The organism is Odoribacter lunatus (genome assembly GCF_943193135.1).
Taxonomy (GTDB): domain Bacteria; phylum Bacteroidota; class Bacteroidia; order Bacteroidales; family Marinifilaceae; genus Culturomica; species Culturomica lunata.
Genome location: NZ_CALPCZ010000001.1, coordinates 1 through 15261 on the forward strand (window position 1 = coordinate 1; position 15261 = coordinate 15261).

Genomic DNA, 15261 nt, shown 5'->3' on the forward strand with positions numbered 1-15261 from the left:
CTACGGTAACGTATCAATTCAAACGGGTGGCTGTTTGTGCAGTGGGGGTTGCCACAAGCAATATTGTGACCATAAACCTACTGCCCAAACCTTTCTCCCAGTCTCTTTATACTTTCAATGCGGGAAGTTCTGTTGAGCTAACACAATATTGGGGTACGAACAGTTCCGCCGTATGGCAATTTGAGGGTGCGCCGTCGTGGGTATATGTATCCGGCAAGTCTTCCAATTCCCTGACGATAGCAGGCGGACTGGTAGATGAAGAATTCAAGCTGAAAGCCCATATTACCCAATGTCCATCGGATGTATTTTCCGCCACAATCAAAATCAGTAACACGATTCCCTACCGGGGACACATGGATAGTGTCAGATTGGCGGCAGGTAAGTATAAAATGGAGTGTTGGGGAGCACAGGGAGGAACAGGATATGTCGCTTCTTATTCTGCAAGGGGAGGCTACGGAGGTTATGCCCAGGGAACTGCAGTGCTAAATACAGTTACTACTTATTACGTTTATGTTGGAGGTATGGGAGTTTCAACCCCTTCTTCCACATCCGGGGGAGATGGCGGTTGGAATGGCGGTGGACGTGGGGGTGGAGATGATATAGCTGGTAATACTGGAGGTGGAGGCGGAGGCGGTACGGATATACGAAGGGGAGGACAAGCTTTATCCAACCGGATTATGGTTGCTGGTGGTGGAGGGGGTGGTTCCGGTGCTGCTGGAATTGGCGGTTATGGAGGAGGTATCGAAGGAGAAAGCGGAAACAAGCATTCGTCGATAACGAGGGCGGTTCCGTCTCCGGGTAAGCAAACTTCCGGCTATGCCTTAGGGTATGGTGGAAATGGTACTTATGGAGGTTTGCATTATACAGGAACAGGAGGCGGTGGAGGCGGCTACTATGGTGGGGAGGGGGCTGGAACAGGTCCTAAGTTTACAAATGCTTCTGAGCGATATAGATATGGAATTGGTGGTGCCGGGGGTTCCGGATACGTCAATACCGGCATTTTCAGTAACTCCTCTATGTCCAATGGTGCGAGAAGCGGAAACGGTCAGGTGAAGATTACATCGTTGAATTAAAAAGTTGAAGAGATTAAAAGAGTTGAAAAAGGTTGAAAGTACTCCTTTCAACCTTTTTACTTATTTATACTATATGTTTTATGCTACTAATATCTGCTAAGCGTCCATTTCCAAGTCGGACAACCAATTTGTATAATGTCTCGTCAATATAAATATTGACACCAATTATTCAATAGCCACGGGATTGCCTATCTCCACACATACTATATCCGGATACATTAATACAAACAGCCGAACGTCCAAAGCGGAATCCTGTTGCCGCTTCCGGTCTCAATATCATCCAGCGCAAGGTAGCTGTTCGGAAGGTTGGCTATCTGGTTGAAAGTCTTGCGGCTACCGCCCACCTCGAACAGATATTTCCCGTCTGCCATAAAATCACCCTGCCTGGGCATTGTCAGAGTTGAGCCTGCACCCATCTGGTTGGCAAAGAACGTTTCGCGAAGCGTACCTTCCGAAGTTCTTCCCGACAATGCGTGCATCAGATTGGCATTATTCAGATATACTTTCTTCGGACCAGTCAGGTGTTTATAATCCTTAGCCTTGTCTGTCAGCAAATAAAGCAATGCAGCACGATCTAACAAATATAACATTTTCAGCGTCTGGTCGCGGGTCGATTCCAGTTCCGCAGAGAGTTTGTTGATATTCGGTTCAAGAGGCACATTTTCGGCAATAACCATCAACAACTTCTTTATCTTCTGAATAGTCGTATAGGTAATATCCTCCACTGCCGGAATATCGCTGTCTATAACAAGTTGTGTGACTTCTGCCACTCGCATCAGATAATCATCGCCAGCCTCCTTATAATAGGGATAATAACCTTTACTCAGATATTCATCAAAGTATTTCAACACCTTTATCTTTGATGCCACCTCCATTGCGTATCCCGTATGAACGTCAAGTAATTTTTCCAAAGTAATTGCAGGTATCGTAGCGACTTCTTCATATTCTAGATACTCTCTAAAAGACAGTCCATTGAGTGTATAAAGCGATTGCCGGCGCGACAAGTCGGTTTTAGAGTTGTCGATAGCTAGCATGGCAGAGCCTGTGTACACAATATTCAAATCGGGATAGCTGTCGTAAAAGTTCTTTAATAACTGCGTCCAATTCTTATACTTATGCACTTCGTCGAAATAGACATTTACAACACCATGCGTATAGAGAAATTCCACCAACTCTTCCAGGCTGTGATTATTAAACCACATATTATCTAGTGACACATACAGCACATTTTCAAGCCTGGTGAAAGTTTCTTTGATATGTTGCAACAGCAACGTAGTCTTGCCGACACCCCGTGCGCCTTTAATGCCTATCAGTCGCACATTCCAGTTTACGCAGTCATACAAATAGCGTTTGAATCGCAAATCGGTTGCAGCGAGTTTACGATGAAAAGTATTTACCAACGGTTGAATATCCTCGTAATCCATAATGGCATAAATTACATATTTCATTGCAAATATAAGAAAAAACACTTTTCTAAAAGTGTTTTTTGTGCAAAATTTCACCTTTGAAAAGGTGTATATTCGTTCTGCGGAAACCAATTAAAGGATTATTATGCTTTTGTAAAGATTGTGTATAGAAGATATTTAAGCTAAGCACTTAGCGCATTATTGCCCGAATTTAAGTACCTTTGCCCGCAAAGTAGATAGAGTTTACAGAAAATGGGTACGGTGCCGGAAGAACTGAAAAATATAAGAATAGAGGATTATTCGTATGAGTTGCCGGAAGAGCGGATTGCCAAATTTCCTTTGGCGGATCGGGAGTCTTCCAAGTTATTGCTGTACGAGGGGGGACGGATAGAGGAGAGGAGTTTTCACGATGTCCGCCGTATTTTGAAGGCCGGGCAGACGTTGATATTCAATAATACGAAGGTGATTTATGCCCGTCTGTTTTTTCAGAAAGCGACGGGAGCCCATATAGAGGTGTTTTGTCTGGAACCTTTTGTTCCTGCCGATTATGCGATGAATTTCGCGTCCTGTTCTTCGTGCGACTGGAGTTGTATGGTTGGTAATTTGAAGAAATGGAAGGAGGGGACGATCTCATGTGTTTTCGACTATCAGGGGAAGCCGGTGACGTTGCAGGCGACGAAGCTGGAAGTGAAGACCGGCGGTGAAGTCATCGTCCGTTTTTCTTGGGATGCCGCGTTGTCGTTCAGCGAAGTGCTGGAGGGCTGCGGAAGAATACCGATTCCGCCTTATTTGAACCGGGAGTCGGAGGAGTCCGATAAGATACGCTACCAGACGATTTATTCCAAAAAGGAAGGTTCGGTCGCGGCTCCGACGGCGGGTTTGCATTTTACGGAAGCCATTTTGAAGGATCTGGCATTGCAGGGGGTGCATACCGAAGAATTGACGCTGCACGTGGGGGCGGGGACTTTCCGGCCGGTGAAAGCGGAGACAATCGGAGGACATGATATGCACACGGAACATATCGTGGTCGCCAGAAAGTTGGTGACGGCATTGAGGGATAAGAGTGCGGAGGTGATTGCGGTTGGGACTACTTCCGTCCGGACGCTTGAGAGTCTTTACTGGATGGGGGTGAAACTCCTGGAGGGCTATGAGGATTTCAACAGCGTTTCGCAATGGGAGTGTTACAGTCTGCCGTCTCATTATACGCTGAAGCAGGCGATGAGTGCCTTGGCGGACTGGCTGGAGCACGCCGAAACGGAGTGGCTGAAAGCCTCTACGACGATTATTATTTTACCGGGGTATCGCTATCGGGTGGTGGATGCCTTGTTTACGAACTTCCATCAGCCGCAGAGTACGCTGCTCCTGTTGGTGGCGGCGGCAATCGGAGAGGACTGGAAGAATGTGTATGCGTATGCCATGGCGCACGGGTTCCGCTTCTTGAGTTATGGTGATAGCAGTTTATTGTGGATAAAGAAATAATGTTGCCATGTTGAATCTGACGTTGCCGCCTTTTGAATACAATCTCGGGAAACAGAACGGAATGCCGGTGATTTTCGATGTCATCCGGAGGAAGTATGTAGCCTTGACACCGGAGGAGTGGGTGCGGCAGCACGTGATTCACTATCTGATAGAGAAAAAGCAGTATCCCCGGACATGGATTGCGGTGGAGAAAGAGATTGACTTGTACGGGCTGAAAAGGCGCTTTGACATTGTCTGCTATGATAAAAAATCGGAGCCTTATCTCATAGTTGAGTGTAAGGCTCCGACTGTCGCTTTGTCTCAATCGGTGTTCGACCAGGTGTTTCGCTACAATCTGGTGTTGGCGGCTCCCTATGTGGCGATAACCAACGGGGTGACGCATTATTGCGGCCAGCTGAATGAAGACAGGACTTTTTCCTTCCTGCCCGATTTCCCTTCTTTCTAACCCTGTTTGCCGAAGTAATCTTCCAACAGGTCGAATGCGGCTGTGAAAGAGCTTAGTTCGTTGTTCAGCACCTTTTCCTCCGCCTGCTTGATCTTTTCTTTTTCGTGCTGGTAAAAGCGGTTTTTCAGCTGCTCGTTGATGGTTTCGTACATCCAGTATTTGGCCTGTTCCCTCCGTCTGCCGTCGAAATAGCCGTTTTGCTGCGTTTCGCTGCAATAGTGCAGGATATTCTCCCAGATGGCGTCGATGCCTGTCCGTTCGTATGCCGAGCAGGTCATGACCTGGGGCGTCACGCCCGATTCGTGTGGGGGGAAAAAATGCAGCGCCGTTTGCAGTTGCACCTTTGCCAGTTCCGCGCGTTGTATGTTGTTGCCGTCGGCTTTGTTGATGATAATGCTGTCCGCCATTTCCATAATGCCGCGCTTGATGCCCTGCAGTTCATCGCCCGCTCCGGCGATTTGCAGCAGCAGGAAAAAGTCCACCATGGAATGGACGGCTGTTTCGCTTTGTCCCACGCCCACGGTCTCAATCAGAATGATGTCGAATCCCGCCACTTCGCAGAGAATCATCGCTTCCCGCGTTTTCCGCGCTACGCCGCCCAATGAACCGGCGGAGGGGGAAGGACGGATATAGGCTTTCGGGTCGCATGAAAGCTCTTCCATGCGGGTTTTATCTCCTAATATACTCCCTTTGGAGCGTTCGCTGCTGGGGTCAATCGCCAGTACGGCGATCTGGTGTCCCTGACCGGTCAGGTATTTCCCGAAACTCTCGATAAAGGTGCTTTTCCCGGCTCCCGGTACGCCCGTAATGCCGATCCGGACGGAATTGCCCGAAGAGGGAAGACAACGCTTGATGACTTCCTGGGCGATGAGCTGGTGCTCCGTTTTGGAACTCTCCACCAGGGTAATGGCCTGGCTGAGGATATTAATGTCCCCTTTCAGAATACCTTCGACATAATCGTCCGTTGTCAGCGTTTTTTTCTTGATAAACTTCAGGCGGGCGGCGATATTTGGATTCATCGCCTCAGGCTGTTCGATACCTCTGTTTACTTTCAGTCCTTCGTATTCCGGTGAATTCTCCGGATGTTCAATACATTCCGACATTATTTGTTGTTTTTCTTAATATGACAAAGATATTAATAAAAGTTGAGAGAGAAGAGGGCTATGTAAAATGATTTTTGAAGAGTTTGCCAAATTGAAGAAAATGGTTTAATTTCGAGTTGTAAAAAGATATTTATATGAAAGTATTATTGGTAAACGGGTCTCCTCATAAAAACGGGTGTACCTATACGGCATTGGATATTGTAGCACAAGCCTTGCATATGGAAGGTATTGAAACTGAAATTTTTTGGATTGGAAATAAACCTTTGGGCGGTTGTGTCGGGTGTGGCAATTGTCGTGAAAATCATAGATGCGTTTTTGATGATGCGGTCAATGAGTTTGTGAAAAAAGCGAAAAGTTTCGATGGTTTTGTTTTCGGGAGTCCGGTACATTATGCTTCAATGGCAGGTAGTATGACCGGTTTCATGGACAGGGTTTTTATGTCCGATAAAGCTGGGGGACATGGGGGGCTTTGTAAAAAACCGGGTGCGGTCATTACAACTTCCAGAAGGGCTGGTGCTACTGCCACTCTTGATCAATTGATGAAATGGCTTTCTATTTACGAGATGCCGATTGTCTCTTCAAGATATTGGAATGAGATACACGGTTGTACACCGGAAGATGTGCTGAAAGATGAGGAAGGGGTGCAGATTATGCGTGTGCTTGGAAAGAATATGGCATGGATTCTGAAATGTATAGAAGCCGGAAAACAAGCAGGTATTAAAGTGCCGGAATCGGAACAAGGTATTTATACAAGTTTTATTCGATAAAAGGAATATTTATTTTCTCTCTTTGAATTTCATAAACAGCGGGAGGTAGAGCAGTAGGGCTACGATGGAAAAGACCATGCCTCCCATGGCGCCGACGGCGAAAGAGAACCAGAATACTTCTTTGGATCCTTCGTATACGAAAGGTATTAAACCTAAAATCGTGGAAATGATTGTAAGGAATATGGGAATGATTTTGTGGTTGTATGATTTCAGATAATATTTCAGTCCCTGTTTGCGGGCTGTCTGGCATGTGAGGTTGTATTCGTTGATGATGTATATGCCCGCATTGACGACGATACCACACAGCAGTACAAAAGAAGCGAATCCGCCTTGGTCGAATGTGAATTTGAAGAGGTAAAAGGTAAGGAATACCCCTATGAAAGAGATGGGAATCATGAGAATGATGACCAAAGGTTGCCACAGCGATTCAAAGAGAATGGCGCATACCATATAGATGATTGCGATGACAAGAAACAGGAGGGCGTATTGTTTCTTTTGCGCGGACCAATTCCAGTTCCATCCGTTTTTATCGGCTTTGAATCCCAGGGGCAGGTTGTTGTTCATGTTTTTGATAGTTCGCTCCATGACCCGTTTTGCCAATTCGTAAGGACCGAGGAAATCGTATGCTACCAGCAGGGAGTAGACCTGATTGGTTTTATAAATGTCGTTTCCGGAACGGCGCTTTTCTATCTTTCCGAGGTCAGCCAGTTTTATGGACCTTTCATTCATCGTGATGATGTCGTTTTTGAGGTGCCATATATCGAAATTCCGGTTTTCCGATGAGACTAAAGATACGGGAATCTGTTCATTGTTAAAAAGAACGGGCGTCAGGTTGTTGCGGTATAACTGTTGTACCAAAAAATGATAATACTCTTTCGGTTGTAAATCTTGTCGGGCAAACTGTTCAAAATCGAAGTCGATGAAATATTCCGTGAAGTTGCGGCTCCTCCATGAATCCGAGCCCATAATTTCGGGAGCGGATACCCGTTTGTTTTGTTTTAGCGTATCGCACAGTTGTTCGGCAAAGGCGTACAGCATATCGTAATTGTAGCCGGTCAGCCGGATTTGGTTGCTCTTGTAGCCTGAGCCCAGGGCGTTGGAGAATCCCTGTCCGATGCCGTATATGCTCCAGTCCGCTCCGCCCAAGTCGTTGGCTTTGGCGATAAGAATGTCTTTCAGCATGACGGGGAAAGAACTGTTTTCAGCTTTTGGGTGGAAGGTAATGGTGATACCGGCGTTGTCATAGTTATATACGTAGCTTTGGTACATCTCGATTTCCTGATATTGGCTCAGGAAATTTTCCATTTTCAGCATCACGTCGTTCATCTGGTGGACGGTACAGCCTTCGGGCATGGAGGCCCGTACATACAATCGGGTTCGTTGCGGGTCACTGTAATAGTTACCGTTGAATACGTGTTCGGTGAAAAGCCGCAATGTACCTCCCAGGAGCGGTTCGAGGTAAGGCTTTAGTGTATTTTGGTAAAACTTGCCGCCGATGGTGTTGTTATACAATTCGGGGAAAAATCCTTTTAGTTCCTGGTCTTTGTTGTCTTTTAGCTTTGTCGGGAGAAGATGGACAGGTAGCCCGAATGTCAGCAGGATAAGCACGATTAGCAACCATTTAAATCTCGGACGGCGGCAATGTGTGATGAATTTACCGTATAGCCGAGTGAACTTTACCAGACGGCGCCTTGATTTTATCAGTTTTTTGCTTTTGCGGGGAGTAATCGGGAGCTTGTCAAGCAGTGCCGGAATAAACAGCAGGGCAATGAGCAGGGAAACTGTCAGATTAATGATGATAACGGAGGAAAAGTCTACGAGGTTGTTGCGTTGGTTCTCCGGTAGAAAGAATACGATAGTCAAGGCTCCGATGGTTGTCAGCAGGGCTGCCAAAATGGCTAAAAAAGCCTTCCGGTTATGATAGTAGCTGTAATGGTCTATCATGATGATGCTGGTATCGATAATCAGTCCGAGGGAGACGGTGATTCCCGCCATGGAATACAAATGAATCTCCAGATTGAACAGATTGTAGAAAATGAAGGCCAGCAGCACGTTTGCCAACAGGGTGACCACAATAAGAAACAGATACCGCAGTTTCCGGCTTACTGCATACACGAACAGCAGCAGAATAAGCGTAGACATGATTGTCCGGATATATATTTTATTCAGTTCTTTTTGAATCTCTTTTGACGAATCGTAAGCGATAATAGCCGAATAGTTCTCCGGGAACCGGGCTTCCAGTTTTTTCATTTCTTCTTTAATCCGGGCGGATACTTCCAAGGTGTTGATATGTTTTTCGGCCGTTACGGAAAGGTTGATGTTATTCAAGCCGTTGATGCGGTAATAATGGGTCGGAAGCTGTTCCTTGTATTGTATGGTGGCAATGTCTTTCAGGTAAATAATACGTCCGTTCTGGTTGGCGACCGGGATGTTTTCCCACATTTCGTAACCGTAGACCGTATTGTCGTTTTGTTGTTCCGGACTGTCCGAAGAAGCCGTATTTTTTACATTATTGACCAATAAAACCCGAATTTGCAGGGTATCGCCGGAGGTAGTGGTTTCTTTGGTAAGTCCTAATATATTTTCGGAATGAAACGTATTGACTGCCTGGCTAATCTGTTCGGCGGTAATGTTCAGTACCGCGCATTTGTTCGGGTTAAATTGGATTTCCCATTCGTAGGGTGTGGCACCGTATACTTCCACATTGTTTACTCCGTCGAGGCGGGAAATGACGGGGATAATATGTTCTTCCGCGTATTTTTGGATTTGTGAGGTGGCAATCGGGGCGTTCAGCGTATAGGAAATCAGTGTCTGCTGCTCTTCTCCCGAAGTATTGGTGGAAAAGGTCGGATAAGTGACCTGTTCCGGCAGCCGGGGATACAACTGTTTGATTAAAGTTGCAATCTCAAACCGGATAGCGTCGATGTTTACCTGTTTCTTGATAGCCAGCGTAATGCGTCCCGAACCTTTGCCTGTAACGGATTTCATCTCCTCGATACCCTTTACGGAGGCCAATACCCCTTCAATCTTGGAGGTGACTTCCTGTTCGATAATCCGTGCCGAAGCACCGTACCAATTGAAAGAGAGTGTCAGTTCCTGCTGTTTAAAAGAGGGGGTGTACCGGATATTCAGCATCGGAATCATGCTGACACCTACCACCATCAATGCCGCCATTGTCAGAATGACGGAAAAGGGGGAAAGTCTCCGCTTTGTTTCTCGTACACCCAAATTACTCATAATTTATTTCCGGTAAATATAATAATATGCCAACGGAATGAAATATACACTGACCAGTGTTCCCAACGTCATACCTCCGATAATAGCCAACGATAACGGGAATTGCAGGTCTGCCCCCAGATTTCCCGTAAACAGGAATGGGAGTATCGCCAAAATCGTAGTTAGGGAGGTCATGATAATGGGTTTCAAACGCCGGTTACCTGCCATCATAATAGCGCGTTTCAGGTGATGTCCCGATTTGCGCAGTTGGTTAATCGTATCTACTTTCAGAATGGAATCGTTAATCACAATACCGCACATGACGATAATACCAATCATAGACATAATGTTGATACTTGAACCGCAAATCCAAAGCAGGAACAATGCTCCGAAAAGGTCTATGGCAATCTCCGACAGGATAATAAGAGGTTGTACCAGCGATTCAAATTGTGCCGCCAGGATAAAATACAGAAGCAGTAAAGACACCAGCAAGATAACGGCTAATTCTTTGATTAAAGCCCGGTTAGTGTAATAGCTTCCGCTATAGCTGACTTCAAAGTCGGCATTGTCTGCCACGATTTGGGAGATTTCCCGGATGACCCGGTGGATGTCTTTGTCCGGAACTTCCAGATTAAGCGGGTAGAATTCGCCTTCCGGTCCCGAAATGATATTCTTCAAATCATTAACCCGGCTTTCCCGGAGCAGTGTATTCAACGGAATATCTATTTTATCCTTGTTTCTTACCCGGTTCTTTTGCAGGATTGCCTGGAGTGTATGTGTTTCGTCACCCAAAATGACGGGAATGGAGTATTCCCCCTCATTGAGGTCGAAAATCCGGTTTTCATTGAAAGCACTTTTCAATTTATAGAAAAGCGTATTGTAATCGACATCATACAAAGTCATTAATTCCGGGGAGGTGCGGAGCTGGATGACCTCTTGCCATGCCACCGGTTCGATGTATAAATCGGGTAGTTGCTTTCTTATTGTAGTCAGTAATTTATTCAACTTGTCGGGATTGGGGGCTTTCCCGTTTGTACTTCGGATGCGGGCAACCAGCGCAGGCTCTTTTTCCGCAAAAATCATATCGAATATATTTCCCGAACTCTCGGTGTAAAAAACGGCATGCGGGTAGTGTTGCTGCATGAAATCGTTTATGCGGTTGGTTAATGCCTTTACACTGTCGGTCTGAATTGTTTTCAGATAAATAATCGCTTCGGTGACGGAGCATTCTTTTGTGTGGGAGAGCAGGAATTTCTGGCTACCCGCCATGACCGTATTTTGGGCGAGTAAATCCTGCAGATGTCTAACCAGTTCCCCGCACCTTTTCTCGTTTTCCACCGCATTGATTTTCTGGTTCCATTCGATATTCAGTAACAGGTCATTCTGTGTAATAGGGGGCAGTTTCCTTTTTTCAATTGCGGAATAAATCAGACAGCTGCCGGCAATCATTCCCAAGCAGATACTCCATGTGGCAAATTGGTGGCGGAAAACCCATTTCAATCCTTTTTCATAAGTAGCTTCGTAATCGATGATTTGCAACCGGGCTAAAACGGAATTCGGCTTGCGTACCTGTTGTTTTTTGTATATCAGATAATAATATACCGGAATAATTAAGACAGAGACCAGCAACGAAGAGAGAAGGCCGATGGTAACCGCCATCGCCTGGTCATAAAACAGGGCTCCCGAAATTCCACTCATGAAAATTAAGGGAATAAATACGGCACAGGTTGTCAGTACAGAACTGAGCATCGGGGTAAATACCTCGTTCGTTCCTTGGACAACGGCTGTCGGAAGCGGTTCGCCTTTATCCCAATGCTGCGTGATGTTGTCTATGACGATAATGGAATTATCCACCATCATACCGACTCCCAGCACAATTCCTGAAAGGGAAATGATATTGATGGAAATGCCTGCCGTAAACATAAACAGCATCGATACAATCAAAGCAATGGGAATGGTTATCGTAATCAGCAGGGGCGAGCGGAAATCCTGCATGAAAAAGAATATAATGAAGCAGGCGAGGAAAATACCCATCAACAGATTCTGTGTCAGATTATCAATGGAATAATCCAACAAGGCGGTTTGGTCTCTTGTCATGATAAAGTCAAGATGCGGGTAGTCCTGCCGGAATATCTCCGTCAGTTTGGTAATCTCTTCTTTTAAGTTTGCCATGCGGGTGTCCGCTTGTTTGATAATCGCCAGCGTCAGGGCAGGTTTCCCGTCGGATTGTACAGATCCGGTCTGTTTCTGCGGTACTTCCTTTACTGTGGCCAGTTCTTTCAATTGGTAAAGTCGGTCGTTAATTTTACAGTACACATTTTCGATGTCCTGTTTGTTCGTAAGGGTGGAGGAGAAGCGGATATTATACTGATACTCTCCGTCCCGGATGGTAAGATTGCCTAAATTGATGTTATTTTTGGTAATTGCTTCCTCTATATCAGAAGGATTTATACCCAAAGCATCCAATTTCGGAAGGTCGGGAATGACCAGTAATTCCGACAGCGTTTGTCCGCTGATATCCACCATGGCCACTTCCGGAATCTGTTCAATCCGTTTGGAGAGGACGGCTAAGCTGAATTTGCTGAGTGCGATAAATTCCCGCATATCGCCCGCCTTGCTTCCTGTACTTTCTTTGAGAGTCAGATTCATGTAAAAAGCGGGAATATCCGTCGCGTTGGCTTTTATCGTGCGGGGACGATCGATATTACGGGGTAAATTGGCACGGTCTATTTTCTCATTGACTTCGATAAAGATAAAATCAATGTCCGACCCGTGTTCAAACTCCATGAAAATATTGCCTCTTCCGTCGCGAGTTTCCGTACGAATATCAACCAAATGGCTTAATTGGGTCAATTGATTACGCAACGGTTTGACCACCGTGGCATCCAGCTCCCTGGCAGAAAGGTTCTCTGCTGTCACTTGGACCGTTATATGCGGTATCTTCACCTCCGGCATCAGGGACACCGGAAGCAGGTTGATTGCCAGTACCCCCAGCACCAATACCGCAATCAACGTCATCGTTACCGCGATGGGCCGTTTTATCAGAAATTCCACCATACTTTACTTCTCTTTTATCATCACACCGGAGCCGTGCGCCAAATTCAGATTGCCCGAAATAATAACCACATCCCCTTCATTCAATTCCGCCCCTTTGTCCTGATTCGGTACGACTACGTAACTGTCACTGTTTGAGAACAAGACGTGTACATACGTCCACATGGCCTTATTCTCCCGGTCTATGCGGAAAAGTACTTCCTGATTGTCCCGGATAAGCACGGCGCTCTTCGGGACGACGAATTTGTCGGGTATACTGTTTTCGATATGCACCTTGACGTTCATGCCATCTATTAAATGACCGGGATTCGGGAATTGTGCCCGGACCATTATCTGTCCTTTGTCATTGACCGTCGGGTTGATTTCTGTTACCTGTCCGCTGTATTTCTTTTCCGGCTCCGTGAAAGTGGATACCAATACTTTCTGTCCGTTTTTCAAGTCATTTAATTCTGTCTCCAGCACGGCGAATTCCACTTCAAAAATCCTGTCATTGATAATCTGGCAGAACTCATCTCCCGTCGGGTATTCATACACCTTCGTCGATAAATTGGCAATCCGTCCGCTTACCGGGGCTTTTAAGAAACAGTTGTCCAATGTGAATTGCGCACTCTTCAACTGGGCTTCCGCGTCATTGTATCCGCTATGGATACGGGCTATACGCATTGTTTCGTGGGGGATATGCAACGAATCGCTTATCTTATATCCGTAGCCCAGTAGCTTGTCTTCCAGTTCGATTTTAGCCTTTTCCATCTGGTGCCGGGCTTGTTCCAGAGCAAGCAGGGCATCCCGAGTTTCCTGTACGGCAATCACATCCCCTTTTTCAACATGCGAGCCGTTTTTACCGTTCAGTTGGGTAATGATACCCGTATTGGCAAATTTCAGTGAGCTTTTATTTAACGCCCTTAATTTGCCGTTGCTCAATAGTTGGCTGTTAAAACTTTGTTTGCGTAAAACAATCGTATCTACCGGATTTTTTTCGATTTCATATTTTTTTCTTCCCACTTCGCTTTCCTCTTCGCTCTTTTCCTTTGAACCGCAACCGATGAGGGCGGCGCTTAAAAATAAATAGGCTAAAATGTGCAATTGTTTCATGTCTTTGCCTCTTAAAATGTCCGAATCAATTTTGAATCAACAAATCGAAATCCGTTGATATATTCCGTTTGTAAGTAAAATCGTAAAGGGTGGATTTTTGCAAGGAATAGTAATACGTCCAATAGTTGTGGAGTTCCGTAATAAAACGGCTCATGGCCTCGTCTTTCTCTGTTTGGGCCGTATTGAATTCCAGCACGCTAAGCGTCCCTTTGGTAAACTGTTCGAGGGATAACTCGTAACGCTGCTGTGCCACTTCATTCGCTTTGCCGGAAATATCACACTGTTTTTTCTGGTTATTGAACTGCAACACCCGAATCATAATATCCTGTTGCTGATCCACCAATTGTTGTTCAATCTGCGTCTTGATAACATTCATCTGTGATTGGGCGGTGCGAATCCTGCCGCGTCCCATGCCCCAGTCCATAATGGGAATCTGTATGCCCAGGCGTATATTCTCCTGGTCCTGGGTGTGGCGGTAACTGTCGCCTAAATCCGTCGCACTCTGATTCAAACCGAATTGGGCAAAAAAGTCTGCTTTGGCACCCCGGTTTGCCTTTGCCTGGGCGATAGCCATTTCGGCCCGCAGGAGTAATAAATTCTTATCTAACTTAAAAGACGTGTTATTTACCGATAAATCGTACACCTCTCCGTAATTCAGTGTAATATCCGGAATATTATCCGGGATAACCAATTGAAAATCGACATCGGTTTGAGGATACCCCAGAAAAGAAGCCAGTTTAAACTTGGCGGTCTGTACCTCTATTTCACTTTGACTGATAGTCATGCCGTCATTCAGCATGCGGAGTTCCAGTTGCATCAGATCGTTTTGGGTCACCGTCCCGATTTTAAAACGCTCCTGTGCCGTCTGGTAGGACTTTCGGGTATTGGTATAGTTTGTTTTGGCCATCTCTAGTTGTTGCTGTGCTTTCACTAAAGTGAAAAACATATCCACCGCTTTCACCGTCACCTCCTGCATAGCTTCCAGATAGGTTAATTTAGCCTTCTCATATTCCTCCGGTTCAATCTTTTTATCCCATTTCAACGAGTTGAAACTGCCGAAAATGGGTTGGGTGTAAGTAACGCTTACCGGATTGGAATTATAGGAATGGTAACGTTGTTTTCCGAATTGGTCTAAGCGTTCGAGGCTTGAATAAAGCGAAACCTTACCGCCCGTGGGAGCGATATTCTGGTTAATAGAGAGGCTTAGGCTATTCCGCATCGAATAATCCTGAACGTAATTATATTCCCCCGTCTGGGCATCTTGAAGAGCCACTAGAGCATGACTGAAATTGGGCGTTGTCAGACCCAGGTTCAACGAAGGGAGCAACTCCGCCTTGAAAGCCCGGAACTGCCAGTAAGAAGTCAAAAACTGATGCCGGTATAGAATAGCGTCAATAGAACGCTGGCTGGCCAATGTAATCGCATCTTCCAGTCGGAGCCGTTCCTTACGGGCTAACCGTAGGGTATCTGTCGGTTGAGCCTGGAGGAGTTCCGCCATAAGCAGGAGAAAGAGTAAAAATACCGGTTTCATGGTAGGGGGAATGGGGTTCGTTTTTATTGTATTGACAAACTTAAACTTTTTTTGATAAAATAAGGCTATTTCTACTAAAAAATTAGTTAAGAGAA

10 protein-coding genes are annotated in these 15261 nt (G+C 45.8%); 4 read left to right on the forward strand and 6 right to left on the reverse strand.

Annotated elements, in window-relative coordinates; genetic code table 11:
• On the forward strand, nt 1-1073 hold a 1073-nt coding region (locus NFR61_RS00005), incomplete at its 5' end, for a glycine rich domain-containing protein (protein ID WP_251619672.1).
• Between the two features lie 218 nt (nt 1074-1291).
• Here NFR61_RS00005 and NFR61_RS00010 read toward each other — a convergent pair.
• A complete protein-coding gene (locus NFR61_RS00010; RefSeq protein WP_251619674.1) occupies nt 1292-2521 on the reverse strand; it encodes an ATP-binding protein in 1230 nt (409 codons plus the stop codon).
• A gap of 210 nt (nt 2522-2731) precedes the next feature.
• On the opposite strand from NFR61_RS00010, the gene NFR61_RS00015 reads away from it, so the two are divergent.
• Nucleotides 2732-3958 (forward strand): S-adenosylmethionine:tRNA ribosyltransferase-isomerase, encoded by a 1227-nt coding sequence (locus tag NFR61_RS00015; protein ID WP_251619676.1) that lies wholly within the window; start codon nt 2732-2734, stop codon nt 3956-3958.
• 7 nt (nt 3959-3965) lie between these two features.
• Nucleotides 3966-4403, forward strand: coding sequence for a type I restriction enzyme HsdR N-terminal domain-containing protein (locus NFR61_RS00020; RefSeq protein ID WP_251619678.1), 438 nt, complete (start codon nt 3966-3968; stop codon nt 4401-4403).
• Here the strand turns inward: NFR61_RS00020 and meaB are convergent.
• Nucleotides 4400-5494 carry a methylmalonyl Co-A mutase-associated GTPase MeaB gene (gene meaB / locus NFR61_RS00025; RefSeq protein ID WP_251619976.1) on the reverse strand — a complete coding sequence of 365 codons (1095 nt, stop codon included), beginning with the start codon at nt 5492-5494 and terminating at the stop codon, nt 4400-4402. The genes NFR61_RS00020 and meaB overlap by 4 nt on opposite strands.
• Before the next feature lie 146 nt (nt 5495-5640).
• Between meaB and NFR61_RS00030 the strand changes: the two genes are divergently transcribed.
• Nucleotides 5641-6273 carry a flavodoxin family protein gene (locus NFR61_RS00030; protein ID WP_251619680.1) on the forward strand — a complete coding sequence of 211 codons (633 nt, stop codon included), beginning with the start codon at nt 5641-5643 and terminating at the stop codon, nt 6271-6273.
• A 9-nt stretch (nt 6274-6282) separates the two neighbouring features.
• On the opposite strand, the gene NFR61_RS00035 is transcribed toward NFR61_RS00030, so the two are convergent.
• Genes NFR61_RS00035 through NFR61_RS00050 form a run of 4 tightly spaced genes read right to left on the reverse strand, consistent with a single transcriptional unit; the run spans nt 6283 to nt 15166 of the window.
• Nucleotides 6283-9501: an efflux RND transporter permease subunit gene (locus NFR61_RS00035; protein WP_251619682.1), complete on the reverse strand. Its 3219-nt coding sequence runs from the start codon at nt 9499-9501 to the stop codon at nt 6283-6285.
• Nucleotides 9502-9513: 12 nt separating this feature from the next.
• Nucleotides 9514-12546, reverse strand: a complete 3033-nt coding sequence (locus NFR61_RS00040; RefSeq protein ID WP_251619684.1) for an efflux RND transporter permease subunit — start codon at nt 12544-12546, stop codon at nt 9514-9516.
• Nucleotides 12547-12549: 3 nt separating this feature from the next.
• A complete protein-coding gene (locus tag NFR61_RS00045; RefSeq protein WP_251619686.1) occupies nt 12550-13635 on the reverse strand; it encodes an efflux RND transporter periplasmic adaptor subunit in 1086 nt (361 codons plus the stop codon).
• A gap of 25 nt (nt 13636-13660) precedes the next feature.
• A complete protein-coding gene (locus tag NFR61_RS00050; protein ID WP_251619688.1) occupies nt 13661-15166 on the reverse strand; it encodes a TolC family protein in 1506 nt (501 codons plus the stop codon).
• Nucleotides 15167-15261 lie beyond the last annotated feature (95 nt).

What these genes read in the sequence shown, in the direction of transcription:
- NFR61_RS00010 (WP_251619674.1), bottom strand. Translation starts at nt 2,521, where the DNA reads ATGAAATATGTAATTTATGCCATTATGGATTACGAGGATATTCAACCG.
- NFR61_RS00015 (WP_251619676.1), top strand. Translation starts at nt 2,732, where the DNA reads ATGGGTACGGTGCCGGAAGAACTGAAAAATATAAGAATAGAGGATTAT.
- NFR61_RS00020 (WP_251619678.1), top strand. Translation starts at nt 3,966, where the DNA reads ATGTTGAATCTGACGTTGCCGCCTTTTGAATACAATCTCGGGAAACAG.
- NFR61_RS00030 (WP_251619680.1), top strand. Translation starts at nt 5,641, where the DNA reads ATGAAAGTATTATTGGTAAACGGGTCTCCTCATAAAAACGGGTGTACC.
- NFR61_RS00040 (WP_251619684.1), bottom strand. Translation starts at nt 12,546, where the DNA reads ATGGTGGAATTTCTGATAAAACGGCCCATCGCGGTAACGATGACGTTG.
- NFR61_RS00045 (WP_251619686.1), bottom strand. Translation starts at nt 13,635, where the DNA reads ATGAAACAATTGCACATTTTAGCCTATTTATTTTTAAGCGCCGCCCTC.
- NFR61_RS00050 (WP_251619688.1), bottom strand. Translation starts at nt 15,166, where the DNA reads ATGAAACCGGTATTTTTACTCTTTCTCCTGCTTATGGCGGAACTCCTC.